Genomic DNA, 15931 nt, shown 5'->3' with positions numbered 1-15931 from the left:
TCGGGAGGGGTCGGGGGGCGGGGCCGGACGGCCGGGCCCGGGTCCATGGTGCCACGTCGGCCGGGGCGGGCGCGGGGCCGGGACCACGACGGAGGGACCGGCCGCGCGGCCGGTCCCTCCGTCGGGGTCCCCGTGCGCGGGAACTCAGGCCCGGGCGGCCGCGGCGGGGGCCTCGTCGCCGTCGGCGGGAGGCGCGGGCTCGAGGGCCGGGGTCGTCTCCAGGTCGTGCAGCTGATCCTGGATGAAGCCCCGCAGCTTGTCGCGGTAGTCCTGCTCGAAGCCGCGCAGCCCCTCGACGCGGTGCTGCAGCGCGGCCTCCTCGTCCCGCAGGGCGGTCAGGGTCTGCTCGCGGGTGCGCTGTGCGTCCTCGACGAGCTCCTCGGCCTGCGCCCGGGCCTCGGCGACGAGCCGGTCGCGCTCCGCGGCGCCCTCGGCGACGAACTCGTCGTGCAGCTTCTGCGCCATCGCGAGCACACCGGCCGCGGACTGCGCGGCGCCGGCCGGGCTCTCCCCGGCGGACGGCTCGGCGAGGACCGGCTGCTCGGCGGACGGCTCAGCGGCGGCGGGCTCGCTCACCGCGGTCCCGGCGGCGTCCGGTCCGGCGGAGGGCTCCTCGGCCGCGGCCGGGCCCGGCTCCGTGGACGGCGCGGACTCCCGGGGGGCGACCGGCCGGCCGGCCGTCTCGAGCTGCTGCTTGAGGTCCGTGTTCTCCTGGTTCAGGCGCCGCAGCTCCACGACGATCTCGTCGAGGAAGTCGTCGACCTCGTCCTGGTCGTAGCCCTCCCGGAACTTGGTGGGCTGGAACCGCTTGTTGATGACGTCTTCGGGCGTCAGGGCCATGAGTGCATTCCTCCTAGGGCGGGGCGCGGGCGCGGCCCGCGGCGGGGGCTCCGTCCGACCGGCGCCGGGGGCGGACCGGCGGCCGGCACCCGGTGGGTCGTGCGGTTACAGCGTACAGGCAGGTCGCAGCGGGGCCGGGTCAGACCAGCAGCTGGCCGACGATGCCCTGGACGATGCTGACGGCGAAGATGAGGATCAGGAAGCCGAGGTCCAGGGCCACCCCGCCGAAGCGCAGCGGCGGCACGATCCGGCGCAGCCACCGCATGGGCGGGTCGGTGACGGTGTACACGGCGGAGGCGCCCACGAGGGCGATCCCGCGGGGCCGCCAGCTGCGGGCGAACATCTGCACCCAGTCCAGGACGAGCCGGGCCAGCAGCGCCACGTACACGAGGTGCAGGGCCAGGTACAGCAGGGAGAGCAACAGGTCCATCGGTCCGCCTCAGTCCTCCGAGTGGTCGTCGGTGCCGTCCTCGGCCTCGCCGCCGGCCGGGTGGCCGACGACCTCGACGTAGGACGGGGTGAGCAGGAAGACCTTGCCGGTCACCCGCTCGATGGAGCCGTGGAGGGCGAAGACCAGCCCGGCGGAGAAGTCCACCAGCCGCTTGGCCTCGGCGTCGCCCATGTCGCTGACGTTCATGATGACGGGGGTGCCCTCGCGGAAGGCCTCGCCGATGGACTTCGCGTCGTTGTAGGAGCGGGGGTGGACCGTGGTGATCGTGCGCAAGGTCGAGCTGTCCTCTCGAGAGCTGGAGGGGGCGCGTTTGATGGGGGTGACCGGCGCCCTGTACTCGGCCGACCGGCGCGGCACGGCCACGGCCGTGGACTCGTGGGCGCGGGCCTCGCGCGGCTCCTCGCGGACCGCGACGGCGGACTGGTGCTCCTGGCGGGCAGGCGTCGGGTCGTCGTCGTAGTCCTCGTCCGTCTCGGCGAGGCCGAGATAGATCATGGTGCGGCGCAACGCTCCGGCCATGGTGCTCTCCTTGACTGTCTGTGCGGATATCGGCGGTGGGGGGAGTTCCGGGATCCTCGGACCGTCCGGCACCCGTCGTGCTGCACGGATCGCGGTACGGCCCTGGCCCCGCAGGGCCGTCCTCCAAGCTATCCTACGGGCGGTCGGGGGCCGAGGATATCGGAGCCGACGCGCACGTGCGTGGCTCCCCGGGCGACGGCCTCCTCGAGGTCCTGGCTCATGCCGGCGGAGACGGCGCCGGCCTCCGGCAGGACCTCCCGCACCCGGTGCGACAGGTCCCGCAGGCGGTCGAAGGCCGGGCCCGCGGCCGCGCCCAGCGGGGCGACGGCCATGACCCCGCCGGCGCGCAGGCCGTCCGTGGCGGCGATCTGCTCCGCGAGCCCCACGACGTCCTCGGGGCGGGCGCCGCCTCGGTGCTCCTCGGCGTCCAGGGACACCTGCACCAGGCAGGTGAGGTCCTGCCGGACGCACGGACCGGCGGGGACCTGCCCGGCCGCGGCCTCCTCCCGGTGTCGCCGCACCGCCTTGCCCAGCGCGGTGACGAGGGAACCACGGTCCACCGAGTGCACCCACGAGGCGTAGCGGACCACGGACTTCGCCTTGTTCGACTGCAGCTGGCCGATGAAGTGCCAGGCCAAAGGGCCGTCGAGGAGCTCCGCGACCTCCCGGGCCTTGCCGGCGGCCTCCTGGTCCCGGTTCTCCCCCACGTCGCGCACGCCCAGCCGGTGCAGCCGGAGGACGTCCGCGGCGGGGAAGAACTTGGTCACGGCGACCAGCGTGGGCTCCGGAGCGCCGGCGCCGCGGGCCGCGGCCCCGATCCGGGCCCGGACGCGCCCCAGGGCCTCGGCGAGCTCGCGGCTGCGCGCGTCGTCCGCACCGGCGCTCATGCCGTGCGCTCCGCCCGGGCGCCGGGGCGGCTGCGCCAGACGAGGCCCACGATCCGGCCCGAGCCGGGGTCCCGCCGGTGCGAGGAGAGCCGCTCGTCCTCCAGGGTGCAGGCCGGCCCGTGGCCGGCCGAGGGCTCGGTGACGACCACGCCGAGTCCGGCGAGCCGGTCCCGGGCGCCGGCGCGCAGGTCCAGGGCCGGGGTGCCCCAGGACGTGGTGGCGGCCACCGCGGGGATCCGCCGCAGCGACTCCTCCCGCATCGCGGCCGGCACCTCGTAGCAGCTGCCGCAGATCGAGGGTCCCACCCAGGCGGCGACCCCGTCCGCACCCCGCTCCCGCAGCCGCTCCACGGTGCGCTCCAGCACACCGTCGAGCAGACCTCGCCGGCCGGCGTGCGCCACGGCCGTGACCGGGCCGCCGGGGCCCGCGCCCAGGAACAGCACGGGCACGCAGTCGGCCACCATCACGGCCAGCGGCACGCCCGTGGCCGAGACCGCGGCGTCGGCCACGGGCACCGCCGCGCGGTCGGTGCGGTCGGCGTCCACGACGTCGGTGCCGTGCACCTGCTCCAGGAAGAGCAGCGAGCCGGCGGCCACCCCCATCGACCGCTCGAGGGCGGCCCGGCGGCGGCGCACCGCGGCCGGGTCGTCGCCCGTGTGCAGCGCGAGGTTGCCCGCGCCGCGGTCCGTGAAGGCCATCCGGACGCCCGGCCCGACCTCGTCCTGCCACCAGAACACCCTGGTCCTCCTCTGTCGTGCCGCACCGGCCGCGGACGGACGGGGCGGGGTTAAAGCGCCCGGGGGCGGACGCGGTGCACCGCGTCCGCCCCCGGGCCGGGACTCACTTCAGGAAGTCGGGGAAGTCCAGGGAGTCCTTGCGGGCGGAACCGGCGGGCGAGCCGGCCTCGGCCTCGGCGGGCAGGTCGACGTCGAAGCCGGCGTCGTCGGGCACGTCGTCGTTGGCCGCCGGCTGGGCCCACCGCTGCGCGGTGGCGGGCTGGCCGAAGGAGGCGGTGCCGCCGCGCTGCGGGGAGCGGCCCAGGCCGGCGGGCTGGCCGGCGCCGGAGCCGAAGGCGGCGCGGGTGCTCGCGGCCTGCTGGGCGGCGGCGTTGGTGTTGTTCGCGTTGGTCTCCGGGCTCACGGAGTCGAAGCCGGCGGCGATGACGGTGACCCGGGCCTGGTCGCCGAGGGCGTCGTCGATGACGGCGCCGAAGATGATGTTCGCCTCGGGGTGGGCCACCTCCTGCACCAGGCGGGCCGCCTCGTTGATCTCGAACAGGCCGAGGTCGGAGCCGCCCTGGATGGACAGCAGCACGCCGTGGGCGCCGTCGATGGAGGCCTCCAGCAGCGGGGACGCGATGGCGAGCTCCGCGGCCTTCACCGCGCGGTCCTCGCCCTGCGCCGCGCCGATGCCCATGAGCGCCGAGCCGGCGCCCTGCATCACGGACTTCACGTCGGCGAAGTCGAGGTTGATCAGGCCCGGGGTGGTGATCAGGTCGGTGATCCCCTGCACGCCGGAGAGCAGCACCTGGTCCGCGGACTTGAAGGCGTCGAGCATGGACACGTTGCGGTCGGAGATCGACAGCAGCCGGTCGTTCGGGATCACGATGAGGGTGTCGACCTCGTCGCGCAGGGTCTCGATGCCGTTCTCCGCCTGGTTGGAGCGGCGGCGGCCCTCGAAGGTGAACGGGCGGGTGACCACGCCGATGGTCAGGGCCCCCAGGGAGCGGGCGATCCGGGCGACCACGGGGGCGCCGCCGGTGCCGGTGCCGCCGCCCTCGCCGGCGGTCACGAACACCATGTCGGCCCCCTTGAGGACCTCCTCGATCTCCTCGTGGTGGTCCTCCGCCGCCTGGCGCCCGACATCCGGGTTGGCGCCGGCGCCCAGGCCGCGGGTCAGCTCGCGCCCGACGTCGAGCTTGACGTCGGCGTCGCTCATCAGCAGGGCCTGCGCGTCCGTGTTGATCGCGATGAACTCGACGCCGCGCAGCCCCTCCTCGATCATCCGGTTGACGGCGTTGACACCGCCGCCGCCGATTCCGACGACCTTGATGACGGCCAAGTAGTTCTGGGGGGTGGAGGAGTCCATGGGTACCTAACTCGAGATGGTTCGGGGCCGGGGTCGCGAGCCGTTGCTCAACCTTCGATCGAAGGTGGAACGTCAGGCCGTCAGCTGCTGCTCCGGGCGGTTGGATGTCGGGTCAAGACTAACAACCGAGGGGACCACCTGCACGACAAGCCATACCGCTTTCGACACTTTTCGCCAAAACCGCAGGCTGCACCGGTGTCCGGCCCAGGTCTCAAGCTCTGGTGGAAGCTGAGTCGCAGCACGCGGTGCTCAGCGCACCACGGGGCGCGTCGGGCTGGACACGTCGTAGGTTTCCACGCCGCTGCCGGCCCCGCGCGCCTCGACGAGCTCCCGGAGCACCTGGGCCTTCAGCTCGCTGTCCTCGGCGGTGCCCCACACGACGGTGCGGCCGTCGGTGAACGCGAGCTCCACGGAGGACAGGGACTCGGCCGAGGCTGTGCGCAGCTGGGCGAGGACGGACTCGGGCAGGGCGGCCAGCACGTCGGTGATGGCGTCGAAGCGCTCGCCCTCCAGCACGTCGGGGCCGCCCGTGATCACCGGCACGGCCGCCTCCTCGGCGGTGGCCGCGGTGGTGAGCCGCACGCCCTCCGAGTCCACGACCGCGAACTGGTCGCCGTCCTGGATCGCGGCCACCGGCACCCGCTCGTGCAGCTCCACGATCAGGTGGTGCGGAGGTTCGAGCACGACCTCGATCGAGCGGACCTGCGGGATGGCCCCCACGCGGGCACGGACGTCCTGCTTCGAGATCCGGGTCAGCGGGATCCCGCGGTAGCCCTCCAGGGTCTCCTCGACGCTGGAGGGGTCGGTCAGCTGGGCGCCGCGCACGGAGATGTCCCGCACCGCGAGGGCCGGGGAGAGGAACAGGACGCCGGCGAGCACGGCGAGGGCCACGAGCGCGCCCAGGGCGGCGCCGAGCCGGCGGCGCCGGCGCCGGGCCCCGGCCGAGGCGGGGAACGCGACGACGGTGGCCCCGGCCGCCGTGGAACCGGCCGCCGTGGAGCCGGCCCCGGTGGAGCCGAGGTGGGCGGACTCCGCCGGCGCCCGGGAGGCGGTGAGCGTGCGGGACGGCGCGCGCTCCTGCCGGTGCCGTCGCCAGGCGCTGAACCGGCCTCCCGCCGCGGGGGCCTCCACGAGCTCGTCCTCGTCGGAGACGGGCGAGACCTTGGTCCCGTCGTTCACGCGCACCCGGCCGCTAGGCCCCGCGCCCTCGGCGGGGGCCGCGGACCAGGGCCCTGCGGCCGACCGGTCCCCGGCGGTGTCCTGGGGAGCCCCCTCCCGGCCGCCCCCGGTGGGGACGTCCGGGTCGTGCGGGCCCGGAGCGGGCGCTGCCGCGGCCGGGGTCTCCGCGGCCGGGACCTCCTGGGCCGGGACCTCCGGCGCCGGGGTGCCGGCGTCCCGGGGGTCCTCGCCGAACCGGGGCTGGTGCGGTCGGCCGTGCCGGCTCATCAGCTCTCCCCGAGCCGGTCCACGAGCAGGGGGCCGAGCCGGGTGACGTCACCGGCCCCGACCGTGAGCACCAGGTCGCCGGCGCGGGCGGCGCGGGCGGCCTCGGTGACCGCCTGCCCGCCGTCAGGGACGTAGCGGACGTGGGCGGGGGCGCGGTCGGTGATGACCTCGCTGGTGAGCCCGGGCACCGGCTGCTCGCGCGCGGCGAAGACGTCGATGACCAGGCTCTCGTCCGCGAGGGCCAGGGCGTCGGCGAACTCCGCGGCGAACTCCCTGGTCCGGGAGAACAGGTGGGGCTGGAAGATGGCGATCACGCGGTGCCCGCCGGCGACCTCCCGGGCCGCGGTGAGGGCCGCGACGACCTCCGTGGGGTGGTGGGCGTAGTCGTCGAAGACCCGTACGCCGCGCCCCTCGCCCCGCAGGTCGAAGCGCCGGGCCGAGCCGTGGAAACCGGCCAGCCCGCGCACGGCGTCCGCGGGCGGGACGCCGGCCTCGACGGCCACGCAGAAGGCGGCGGTGGCGTTGAGCACGTTGTGCCGCCCGGGCACGGCGAGCTCGAGCTGCTCCTCGCGGCGGTCGGCGCCCTCCCCCAGCACCAGGGTGCTGCGGGTGCGCAGCCCGTCGGTCCCGTGCGGGACCACCCGCACGTCCGCGGTCGCATCGATGCCGTAGCCGACCACGCGTCCGCCGGCGGCCCGGTGCCGCTCTGCCAGCGCCCGCGAGCCGGGGTCGTCCTGGCAGGCCACCAGCAGCCCGTCCTCGGTCAGGGTCGCGGCGAAGTCGTCGAAGGCCTGGTAGAAGGCCTCGCGGGACGGGTAGAAGTCGAGGTGGTCCGGCTCGATGTTGGTGACCACCGCGATCCGGGGACCGTACTTGAGGAAGGAGCCGTCGGACTCGTCGGCCTCCGCCACGAACCACCGGCCGTCCCCGAGGGCGGCGTTGGCCCCGAGGTCGGCCACGTGCGCCCCGATCGCCCAGGAGGGGTGCCGGCCGGCGGCGTGCAGGGCCAGGGCGGCCATCGCGCTCGTGGTGGTCTTGCCGTGGGTGCCGGCCACCGCCACGACGTCGCGGCCGTGCATCGTGGCGGCCAGGGCGTCGGAGCGGTGAAGCACGCGCAGCCCGGCGGCCCGCGCCGCGGCGTACTCGGGGTCCTCGGGCGGGATGGCGGTGGAGACGACCACGGTGCGGGCGCCGGTGACGTGCTCGGCCCGCTGGCCCACGAACACCGTGGCCCCCAGGTCCTCGAGCTGGCGCAGCGCCGGGGAGTCCTGGCGGTCGGAGCCGCTGACCGGGACGCCGTGGGCGAGCATGAGCTTGGCGACGGCGGACATGCCGGCCCCGCCCATGCCGATGAAGTGCACCCGGCCCAGCCGGGCGGGGTCGAGCTCGTGCTCAGCGACCACGGGGCACCTCCTCGAGGATCAGCCGCGCCAGGACGGCGTCGGCATCGCGCACGCCGTGCTCCCGGCTGGCGGCGGCCATGGCGGCGAGCCGGTCAGGCTCGGCCAGCAGCGGGTGGACGTGCTCGCGGTACCAGCCCGGGGTGAAGGCGTCGTCGGGCACCAGCCGTGCCGCGCCCGCGGCCACGAGGGAGGCGGCGTTGAGCGACTGCTCGCCGTTGCCCACGGGCAGCGGCACGAACACGGCCGGCAGCCCGACGGCCGCGACCTCGGAGACGGTCGCCGCCCCGGCGCGGGCCACGAGCAGGTCCGCGGCGGCGTAGACCCGCTCCATGCCGTCGACGTACTCGACCTGCACGTAGCCGGGGGCCTCCAGCAGCGTGCCGTCGTCGCGGGTGACCTGCTTGCCGCGACCGGTGACGTGCAGCAGCTGGTGGCCGTGGGCGGCGACCTCCCCGGCCACCGCGGCCACCGTCCGGTTCATGTTCAGGGCCCCGGAGGAGCCGCCGGTGACCACGACGGTGGGCACGTCGGGGTCCAGCCCGAAGGACCGCAGGGCGTCGGCGCGCCGGCCGGCCCGGTCCAGGCCGGCGATCTCCCGGCGCATGGGCATGCCCACGGTGACGGCCCCGCGCAGGGGCGTGCCGGGGAACGCGGTGGCCACGGTCCGCGCCCAGCGCGCGCCCACCCGGTTGGCGAGGCCCGGGCGGGCGTTCGCCTCGTGCACCACGACGGGCAGCCCCCGCCGGGCGGCGGCGAGGTAGACGGGCGTGCAGACGTACCCGCCGACGCCGACCACCACGTCGGGGCGCACCCGGTCCAGGACCTCCCCCGCCTGCCGCACGGCGGCGAGCAGCCGTCCGGGCAGCCGGACGAGGTCCACGGAGATCCGCCGGGGCAGCGGCACCCGGTCGACGAGCTCGAGCGCCAGCCCGGCCTGCGGCACAAGCCGGGTCTCCATCCCGGAGGCGGTGCCCACCGCCGTGAGCCGGGCTGCCGGGGCCTGCTCGCGCAGGGCGGCGGCCACGGCCAGCAGGGGACTCACGTGCCCGGCGGTGCCGCCGCCGGCGAGCAGGACCGACGGGGCGGAGCCCTCGGTGGTCGGTTCGGACGGTGTCATGCGCGATCCTCGTTCGGGGTGCGGGGGCGGGGGGTGCGGGTGGGGACCGGGATCCGGCGCGGCAGGCGGGTGAAGGACATCACCACGCCGACGGCGGCCAGGCTCATCAGCAACGAGGACCCACCGTAGCTGATGAACGGCAGGGGGACGCCGATCACCGGCAGCACCCCGGTGACCATGCCGATGTTGATGAACGCCTGGCCCACCAGCCACGTCACCACGCACGCCGTGGCGATCCGCACGAACCGGCTGCGCGCGCGCAGGATAATCCGGGCCATCGCCAGGGTCATGACCGCGAACAGCGCGAGGATCAGCACCGTGCCCAGCAGCCCCAGCTCCTCCCCGATGATGGAGAAGATGTAGTCGTTGTGCGCCTCGGGGACGTAGTTGTACTTGAGCCGCGACTGGCCCAGGCCCACCCCCCACCAGCCTCCCGAGGCCAGGGCGTTGAGCCCCTGGTCGGCCTGGTAGCAGGCGTCGGTGGCGCCGCACTCGCCGAACAGCCAGCCGGTGATGCGGTCCACCCGGTGGGGCGCCGCGGCGACGGCGACCGCCCCGAGCGCGACCGCCCCGGCGGCGGCGACGGCGAACAGCCGCAGCGGCGCCCCGGCGAAGAACAGCGCGGCGGCGTAGATCAGCGCGAAGACCAGCGCGGTGCCGACGTCGTCGCCGAGCACGACCAGCAGGGCGGGGATCCCGATGCCCAGCGCCGAGGGCCACAGCGCCTGGCGCCACTCGCGCACGGCGTCGCCCTGCCGGGCCAGCATCATCGCCAGCCACACGGACACGGCGAGCTTCGCGGCCTCGGAGGGCTGGAAGGACTGTCCGCCCACCACGATCCAGTTCCGGTTGCCGTTGATCTCCTGCCCGAGTCCCGTGAACACGAGCAGCAGGAGCAGCACCCCCAGGACCAGCAGGCCCGTGGCGCCGCGCCGGTACCAGGACGTGGGCACGAAGGAGAGCCCGAACATCAGCACGATGCCCAGGCCCGCGTACGTGGCCTGCTTCGTGAAGTACGAGTAGGCGGACTCCTGGGCGGAGATGGACTCCACCGCGGAGGCGGAGAGGACCATCATGATGCCGATCCCGGTGAGCAGCACCACGGACCCGGCCAGCGCGTAGTAGGAGTGGATCAGCGGGCCGTCCACGAGCGTGCGCCAGAAGCGCCGCAGCCCGCCGCGGGGCCCGGGTGCGCTCCCCGCGGCGCCGGTGCGGTCCTGGACCTGCGTCACGACAGCCGCTCCACGAGCTCGGCGACCTCGCGGATGAACGCGTCGCCCCGGTGGGCGTAGGAGGTGAACTGGTCCATCGACGCGGAGGCCGGGGCCATGAGCACGGTGTCCCCCCGCTGCGCCGCCCCGTGGGCCAGGCGCACCGCCGCGGCCATCACGGCGTCCCCGTCCGTGGCGCCGTCCGCCGCGGCCGGCAGGACGGGCACGGCCGGGGCGTGCTCGGCGAGCGCCGCGAGCAGCCCGTCGTTGTCCGTGCCGATGAGCACCACCGTGCGCAGCCGCTCGGCGTGCCGGGCCACGAGCCGGTCGTAGGACACGCCCTTGGAGAGCCCGCCGGCGATCCAGACCACCGAGCCGAAGGCCGACAGGGCGGCGTCCGCGGCGTGCGGATTGGTGGCCTTGGAGTCGTTGACCCACACGACCCCGTGCGTGGTGGCCACGGCCTGGATCCGGTGGTCGCCGGGCTCCCAGGCGCGCAGCCCGTCCCGCACGGCCTCCGGGGGCGCGCCGGCGGCGCGGGCCAGCGCCGCGGCGGCCAGGGCGTTGGTGACCCCGTGCGGGGTCGGGATGGGCCCGGTGTCCGCCACGGAGGCGAGCTCCAGTGCGGAGCCGCGCCGGTCCTCGAGGAACGCCCGGTCCACGAGCAGGTCCTCGACCACGCCGAGCATGCTCACGTCGGGGGTCTCCAGGGTGAAGCCCACGGCGCGGCAGCCCTCCACGACGTCGGCCTCCTCGACCATCCGCACGGTCTCGGGCTGCTGGGCGTTGTAGACGCAGGCCACCCGGGTGTGCTCGTAGATCCTCGACTTGTCCGCGACGTAGTTCGCGTAGCCGCCGTGCCAGTCCACGTGGTCCTCCGCGACGTTGAGCACCACCGAGGCCAGCGGGGACACCGAGTGCGCCCAGTGCAGCTGGAAGCTGGAGAGCTCCACCACGAGCACGTCGTGCTCCACCGGCTCCCGCAGCGCGTCGAGGACCGGGGTGCCCACGTTGCCCACCGCGGCCACGGTGAGCCCGGCGGCCCGCAGCATCGCCTCCGTCATCCCCACCGTGGTGGTCTTGCCGTTGGTGCCGGTGACGCACACCCACTCGGCGGTCCTGCGCCCGGCGCGCTCCCGGACCCGCCAGGCGAGCTCGACGTCGCCCCAGATCTGGATGCGCTCCGCGGCCGCGGCGGCCAGCAGCGGGGAGTCGGGCCGAAGCCCGGGCGAGGTGACCACCAGCTCGGGGCGCTCGCCGTCGACGTCGGGCACGGAGGACCCGTGCGCCTCCCCCAGCAGGACGTCGGCGGCGCCGACGATCCGCAGGGTGTCGGCCTTGCCGCGGGTCGCGGGGGTGTCCGCCCCGTCGACGACGACGACGCGGGCGCCCAGCTCGATCAGGGTGTCCGCGGCGGCGAAGCCCGACACGCCGATCCCGGCCACGACCACGCGCAGCCCGGACCAGTCCGCGTCCCAGCCGGTGAGCCCGGCCAGCCGCGGGCGGTCCAGGACGGGGTTGTCGTTGCTCGCGTGGATCATTGGATCATTCCTCCGTGGGAGAGCAGCCAGTCGCCGTAGAAGACGCCGAGCGCGGCCGCGACGAACAGCCCGGCGATGATCCAGAAACGGACCACGATGGTCACCTCGTTCCAGCCCTTGAGCTCGAAGTGGTGCTGCAGGGGCGCCATCTTGAAGATGCGCTTGCCGCCGGAGAGCTTGAAGTAGCCGACCTGCAGGATCACGGAGACCGTGATCACCACGAACAGCCCGGCGATCAGCACGAGCAGCAGCTCGGTGCGGGTCAGCACGGCGAAGGCGGCCAGCGCCCCGCCGAGCCCGAGGGAGCCGGTGTCGCCCATGAAGATCTTCGCCGGGGAGGTGTTCCACCACAGGAAGCCCACGAGGGCGCCCACCAGCGCGGAGGCGGTGAGGGCGAGGTCGGCGGCGTCGCGCACCTCGTAGCACACGCCCTCGGCCACCGTCCCGCACAGATGGGTGTTCTGCCACATGGCGATCAGCATGTAGCCGCTGAACACCAGGATGGACGCCCCGGTGGCGAGCCCGTCCAGGCCGTCGGTGAGGTTCACCGCGTTGGTGGTGGCCGTGGCGATGAGGTTGACCCAGACCACGAAGAGCAGCGCCCCGAGCACGGAGCCGGCGAAGGCGAGGTCCAGGGCGGTGTCCCGGGTGAAGGAGATCGCCGAGGACGCGGCGGTCGAGCCCTCCGGGCCGGGCACGAGCAGCACGAGGAGCGCGAACGCCGTGCCGATCAGCCCCTGCAGCACGATCTTGCCCAGGGGGCTCAGGCCCAGGTTCTGCTTCTTGGCGATCTTCTTGTAGTCGTCGATGAAGCCGACCAGGCCCATGCCGAGCATGAGCAGCAGCGCGGACAGCCCGGAGAGGGTCATCCCGCCGTAGGAGGGCCACAGCAGCCCGGAGGCCAGATGGGTGAGGCCGTAGGCGAGCACCACGGAGCCGAGGATCGCGACGCCGCCCATGGTGGGCGTCCCGCGCTTGGTGTGGTGGCTGGTCGGACCGTCGTCGCGGATGAACTGGCCGTAGCCGCGGCGGGCGAGGAACTTGATGAAGGCCGGGGTCCCGAACAGGGACAGCACGAGGGCGAGCCCGGCGGCCATGAGGATCTGGATCATGCCCGGTCCCCCTCGGCGCCGGTGCCCGGGGCCACCGGGCGTCCGCTCGCGTCGAGGGAGGCGTTGACGAAGGGCCCCGCCGAGCGCCAGTGGTCGCCGCGTGCGGGGGCGTCGTTGCCGGGCGCGGGCCCGTCGGCGCCGGTGGCGGCCGTGGCCGCGACCCGCTCGCCGAGCACCCCCAGGCCGGAGGCGTTGGACGCCTTGAACAGGACGATGTCGCCCGGGGCCAGTTCCCGGCGCAGGATCTCCTCGGCCTCCTCGGCCGTGGCCACCCACGTGGCCTCGTTGCCCCAGGAGCCCTCCAGCTGGGCGGCGTCGTAGACGGGGCGGGCGAGCTCGCCCACCGCGACCAGCTTGGAGATGTTGAGCCGCACGACCATCCGGCCCAGGGTGTCGTGCTCCTCAACGGTGCTGTCCCCGAGCTCCAGCATGCCGCCCAGCACCGCCCAGGTGCGGCGGGGGGCGGTGCCGTCGGTCCCGCGGCCCAGCTGGGCGAGGGTCTGCAGCGCCGCGCGCATCGACTGCGGATTGGCGTTGTAGGCGTCGTTGACCACGCTCACCCCGTCGGCCCGCTCGGTGCGCTCCATACGCCACCGGCTCGCGGGGCCCTGGGCGTTGAGCGAGGCGGCGATCCGCTCCGGAGCCACCCCGGCCACGAAGGCCGCGGAGGCGGCCGCGAGGAGGTTGCTCACGTGGTGCTCCCCGATGAGCCGGGAGACGATCCGGTGCGCGGAGCCGTCCGGGAGGTGCAGCAGGAACTCGGGGTTGCCGCCGGGTCCCAGGCGCACCTCCGAGGCGTGCACCCGGGCGGCCGGGACGTCCGGCAGGGCGTTGGCCGGGGACTCCCCGAAGAACAGCACGGGGGCGGCGGTGCGCCGGTGCATCTGCCGCACCAGGGCGTCGTCGTCGTTGAGGACGGCGACCCCGTCGGCGCGCAGGGACTCCACCATCTCCCCCTTGGCCCGGGCGATGTTGGCCACGCCGCCGAACTCCCCGGCGTGGGCGGAGCCCACGCACAGCACCACCCCGACGTCGGGGCGGACCATGCGGCACAGGTAGTCGATGTTGCCGATCCGGGTGGCGCCCATCTCGACCACGAGGTAGCGCGTCTCGGCGGTGCACTCGAAGACCGTCAGGGGCACCCCGACCTCGCCGTTGTACGAGCCGCGGGGGGCGACCGTGGGTCCCTCGGCGGAGAAGACGCCCCGGAGCAGGTCCTTGGTGGTCGTCTTGCCCACGGACCCGGTCACCGCGACGACCGTGAGCTCGTGGTCGGCGCGCAGCTGGGTCACGACCCAGGCGGCCAGCCGGCCCATCGCCTCGACCACGTCGGGGACGAGGACGCCCGGGTAGGTCGCGCCGGCGGCGTCGGTCACCTCCCGCTCCACCAGGGCCAGCACCGCCCCGGCGGCGAAGGCCGCGCCCACGAACTCGTGGCCGTCGGTGACCTCGCCCGGCTTCGCCACGAACAGCGTCCCGGGGCGTGCCTCGCGGGAGTCGGTCGTGACGTGCCCGACGACGACCTCCCGCGCGGCGGCGTCGCCGACGGCGCGCCCGCCGGTGATCTGCGCGATCTGCGCTGCGGTCAGTTCGATCATCGGTCCTCCCTACGGCCCTGCCGCGCGTCGGCCAGTGCGGCGCGCAGCTCTTCCCTGTCGTCCAGCGGGTGGTCCACGCCCCGGATCTCCTGGACCGTCTCGTGCCCGCGGCCGGCCACGAGCACGGAGTCGCCCGGTCCCGCCATGGCCACCGCGGCCCGGATGGCCACGGCCCGCGGTGCGAGCACGAGCACCTCCTCGGCGCGGGCGCCGTCGGCCGCCCGCGCTCCGGCGGCGACCTCCTCGCGGATCCCGGCCGGCTCCTCGTCGTGGGGGTCGTCGTCGGTGACGATCACCACGTCGGCGTGCCGGGCGGCGACCGCGCCCATGATGGGGCGCTTGGTCCGGTCCCGCTCCCCCGTGGCGCCGAAGACCACGATCACCCGGCCCTGCTCCTCGGGCGGCTCCACGGCGGCGAGCGCCCGGCGGAGGGCGTCGGGGTTGTGCGCGAAGTCGACGACGGCGGTCGGCTCGGTGCCGATCAGCTGCATCCGCCCGGGCACGTCCGTGGTGAGCGGGTCCTGCTCGTCGAGCACGCGCTGCAGCTGCCCGACGTCGGTCCCGGAGGCCAGCACCATCACCACGGCGAGCGCGGCGTTGGCGACGTTGAAGTCCCCCGGCAGGCCGGTGGACACCCGCAGCGAGCGGCCGTCCCGGTGCACCAGGGTGAAGGAGTGGCCGATGCCGCGGCGGGTCAGTGCGGTGAGGGTCCAGTCGGCGCCGTGCCGCTCCGGTCCGGCGTCCCGGTCCTCGGCCACGTCGCCGCGCAGGGCGATCGTGTCCACCCGGTCCGCGCCGAGCTGCGCCCGGGCGTGGGCGGCCATGCGGGCGCCCCAGACGTCGTCCTCGTCCTGCAGCACCACCACGGCGCGCCCGGTCCGCCCGGGGGTGAACAGGCGGGCCTTCACGGAGAAGTACTCCTCCATGGACCCGTGGAGGTCCAGGTGGTCCTGGGTGAGATTGGTGAACCCGGCGACGTCGAAGCGGACCCCGTCGACCCGGGAGAACTCCAGGGCGTGGGAGGAGACCTCCATGGACGCCGCGGTGATGCCGCGCTCGCGCATGAGGGCGAGCAGCGCGTGCACGTGCGGGGCCTCGGGGGTGGTCAGCCGGGAGGGGATGGCCTGCTCCCCGGCGAGGATCTCGATGGTGCCGATCAGCCCGGTCGTGCGGCCGAGAGCGCGCAGCAGCGAGTTGGTGAAGTAGGTCGTGGTGGTCTTGCCGTTCGTGCCGGTCACCGCGAGGAGCACCGGGGCGGTGCCGTCCTCGGGGTGGGAGCCGTAGACGCGGGCCGCGATCGTCCCGACCGACCGGCGGGGGTCCGGGGCCACGACGACGGGCAGGTCCACGCCGGTGCGCTCGAGCAGGCCGACGCCCTCCGCGTCGGTGAGCACCGCGGCCGCGCCCGCCCGCTCGGCCTGTGGCGCGAACTGCGCCCCGTGCGCCCGGGCCCCGGGCAGCGCCGCGTAGAGGTCTCCCCGGCGCAGCTGTCGGGAGTCCAGGGAGATGCCGGTGACGTCCACGGTGCGGGCCGGGGCCGCCGCCCCGGCCAGCCGCGCCACCTCCGTGAGGCTCAGCGGGCGGGGCCTGGCGGGGCGCATCGTCTGCGCGTCGTGTCCCTGCTGGGCTGTCGCGTCCATCAACGTCCTTCGTGGTCTGGGGGGGCGGGTGGGTGGTCCGCCGGGTGCTGGGGGGAAGGCGCCCAGGGGGTCTCCGGG

Annotated in this window: 14 protein-coding genes; all 14 read right to left on the bottom strand. The window is 75.1% G+C overall.

Translation table 11 applies throughout. The features are described from left to right. Positions 1-144: 144 nt before the first annotated feature. The 14 genes from PU704_RS04075 to PU704_RS04010 all read right to left on the bottom strand — a co-directional run bounded on the left by PU704_RS04075 (position 145) and on the right by PU704_RS04010 (position 15853). A complete protein-coding gene (locus PU704_RS04075) occupies positions 145-840 on the bottom strand; it encodes a DivIVA domain-containing protein (protein WP_277550278.1) in 696 nt (231 codons plus the stop codon). Between the two features lie 139 nt (positions 841-979). Then, positions 980-1270 carry a YggT family protein gene (locus PU704_RS04070; RefSeq protein WP_047802084.1) on the bottom strand — a complete coding sequence of 97 codons (291 nt, stop codon included), beginning with the start codon at positions 1268-1270 and terminating at the stop codon, positions 980-982. A 9-nt stretch (positions 1271-1279) separates the two neighbouring features. Next, entirely contained in the window at positions 1280-1810 is a 531-nt protein-coding gene (locus tag PU704_RS04065; protein ID WP_277550277.1) for a cell division protein SepF, read from the bottom strand. 128 nt (positions 1811-1938) lie between these two features. Next, a complete protein-coding gene (locus PU704_RS04060) occupies positions 1939-2697 on the bottom strand; it encodes a YggS family pyridoxal phosphate-dependent enzyme (protein WP_277550276.1) in 759 nt (252 codons plus the stop codon). Further along, the gene (locus tag PU704_RS04055) at positions 2694-3434 is read right to left on the bottom strand and encodes a purine nucleoside phosphorylase YfiH/LACC1 family protein (protein WP_277550275.1); all 741 of its coding nucleotides are present in this window, start codon (positions 3432-3434) and stop codon (positions 2694-2696) included. The genes PU704_RS04060 and PU704_RS04055 overlap by 4 nt, the downstream gene beginning before the upstream one ends. Before the next feature lie 103 nt (positions 3435-3537). Next, positions 3538-4785 (bottom strand): cell division protein FtsZ, encoded by a 1248-nt coding sequence (gene ftsZ, locus PU704_RS04050; RefSeq protein ID WP_047802088.1) that lies wholly within the window; start codon positions 4783-4785, stop codon positions 3538-3540. A 249-nt stretch (positions 4786-5034) separates the two neighbouring features. After that, positions 5035-6231 (bottom strand): cell division protein FtsQ/DivIB, encoded by a 1197-nt coding sequence (locus PU704_RS04045; RefSeq protein ID WP_277550274.1) that lies wholly within the window; start codon positions 6229-6231, stop codon positions 5035-5037. Beyond that, on the bottom strand, positions 6231-7634 hold the full coding sequence (gene murC / locus PU704_RS04040) for a UDP-N-acetylmuramate--L-alanine ligase (protein ID WP_277550273.1): 1404 nt from the start codon (positions 7632-7634) through the stop codon (positions 6231-6233). The genes PU704_RS04045 and murC overlap by 1 nt, the downstream gene beginning before the upstream one ends. Beyond that, the gene (murG, locus tag PU704_RS04035) at positions 7624-8751 is read right to left on the bottom strand and encodes an undecaprenyldiphospho-muramoylpentapeptide beta-N-acetylglucosaminyltransferase (RefSeq protein WP_277550272.1); all 1128 of its coding nucleotides are present in this window, start codon (positions 8749-8751) and stop codon (positions 7624-7626) included. Before murG ends, murC begins: the two co-directional genes overlap by 11 nt. Further along, complete coding sequence (gene ftsW, locus PU704_RS04030) at positions 8748-9983, bottom strand: putative lipid II flippase FtsW (RefSeq protein ID WP_047802092.1); 1236 nt, start codon at positions 9981-9983, stop codon at positions 8748-8750. Before ftsW ends, murG begins: the two co-directional genes overlap by 4 nt. Continuing rightward, positions 9980-11503, bottom strand: a complete 1524-nt coding sequence (gene murD, locus PU704_RS04025) for a UDP-N-acetylmuramoyl-L-alanine--D-glutamate ligase (protein WP_277550271.1) — start codon at positions 11501-11503, stop codon at positions 9980-9982. Before murD ends, ftsW begins: the two co-directional genes overlap by 4 nt. Beyond that, positions 11500-12615: a phospho-N-acetylmuramoyl-pentapeptide-transferase gene (mraY, locus tag PU704_RS04020; RefSeq protein WP_047802094.1), complete on the bottom strand. Its 1116-nt coding sequence runs from the start codon at positions 12613-12615 to the stop codon at positions 11500-11502. The genes murD and mraY overlap by 4 nt, the downstream gene beginning before the upstream one ends. Beyond that, positions 12612-14213, bottom strand: a complete 1602-nt coding sequence (locus tag PU704_RS04015; RefSeq protein WP_277550270.1) for a UDP-N-acetylmuramoyl-tripeptide--D-alanyl-D-alanine ligase — start codon at positions 14211-14213, stop codon at positions 12612-12614. The genes mraY and PU704_RS04015 overlap by 4 nt, the downstream gene beginning before the upstream one ends. Then, the gene (locus PU704_RS04010; protein WP_277550269.1) at positions 14210-15853 is read right to left on the bottom strand and encodes a UDP-N-acetylmuramoyl-L-alanyl-D-glutamate--2,6-diaminopimelate ligase; all 1644 of its coding nucleotides are present in this window, start codon (positions 15851-15853) and stop codon (positions 14210-14212) included. The genes PU704_RS04015 and PU704_RS04010 overlap by 4 nt, the downstream gene beginning before the upstream one ends. Positions 15854-15931 lie beyond the last annotated feature (78 nt).

The organism is Kocuria oceani (genome assembly GCF_029524215.1).
Lineage (GTDB): Bacteria > Actinomycetota > Actinomycetes > Actinomycetales > Micrococcaceae > Kocuria > Kocuria oceani.
This window is presented reverse-complemented; position numbering and strand designations above follow the sequence as displayed.

What these genes read in the sequence shown, in the direction of transcription:
- PU704_RS04010 (WP_277550269.1), bottom strand. Translation starts at nt 15,853, where the DNA reads ATGGACGCGACAGCCCAGCAGGGACACGACGCGCAGACGATGCGCCCC.
- ftsZ (WP_047802088.1), bottom strand. Translation starts at nt 4,785, where the DNA reads ATGGACTCCTCCACCCCCCAGAACTACTTGGCCGTCATCAAGGTCGTC.
- PU704_RS04065 (WP_277550277.1), bottom strand. Translation starts at nt 1,810, where the DNA reads ATGGCCGGAGCGTTGCGCCGCACCATGATCTATCTCGGCCTCGCCGAG.
- PU704_RS04075 (WP_277550278.1), bottom strand. Translation starts at nt 840, where the DNA reads ATGGCCCTGACGCCCGAAGACGTCATCAACAAGCGGTTCCAGCCCACC.
- PU704_RS04070 (WP_047802084.1), bottom strand. Translation starts at nt 1,270, where the DNA reads ATGGACCTGTTGCTCTCCCTGCTGTACCTGGCCCTGCACCTCGTGTAC.
- PU704_RS04045 (WP_277550274.1), bottom strand. Translation starts at nt 6,231, where the DNA reads ATGAGCCGGCACGGCCGACCGCACCAGCCCCGGTTCGGCGAGGACCCC.
- mraY (WP_047802094.1), bottom strand. Translation starts at nt 12,615, where the DNA reads ATGATCCAGATCCTCATGGCCGCCGGGCTCGCCCTCGTGCTGTCCCTG.
- murG (WP_277550272.1), bottom strand. Translation starts at nt 8,751, where the DNA reads ATGACACCGTCCGAACCGACCACCGAGGGCTCCGCCCCGTCGGTCCTG.
- PU704_RS04015 (WP_277550270.1), bottom strand. Translation starts at nt 14,213, where the DNA reads ATGATCGAACTGACCGCAGCGCAGATCGCGCAGATCACCGGCGGGCGC.
- murD (WP_277550271.1), bottom strand. Translation starts at nt 11,503, where the DNA reads ATGATCCACGCGAGCAACGACAACCCCGTCCTGGACCGCCCGCGGCTG.
- PU704_RS04060 (WP_277550276.1), bottom strand. Translation starts at nt 2,697, where the DNA reads ATGAGCGCCGGTGCGGACGACGCGCGCAGCCGCGAGCTCGCCGAGGCC.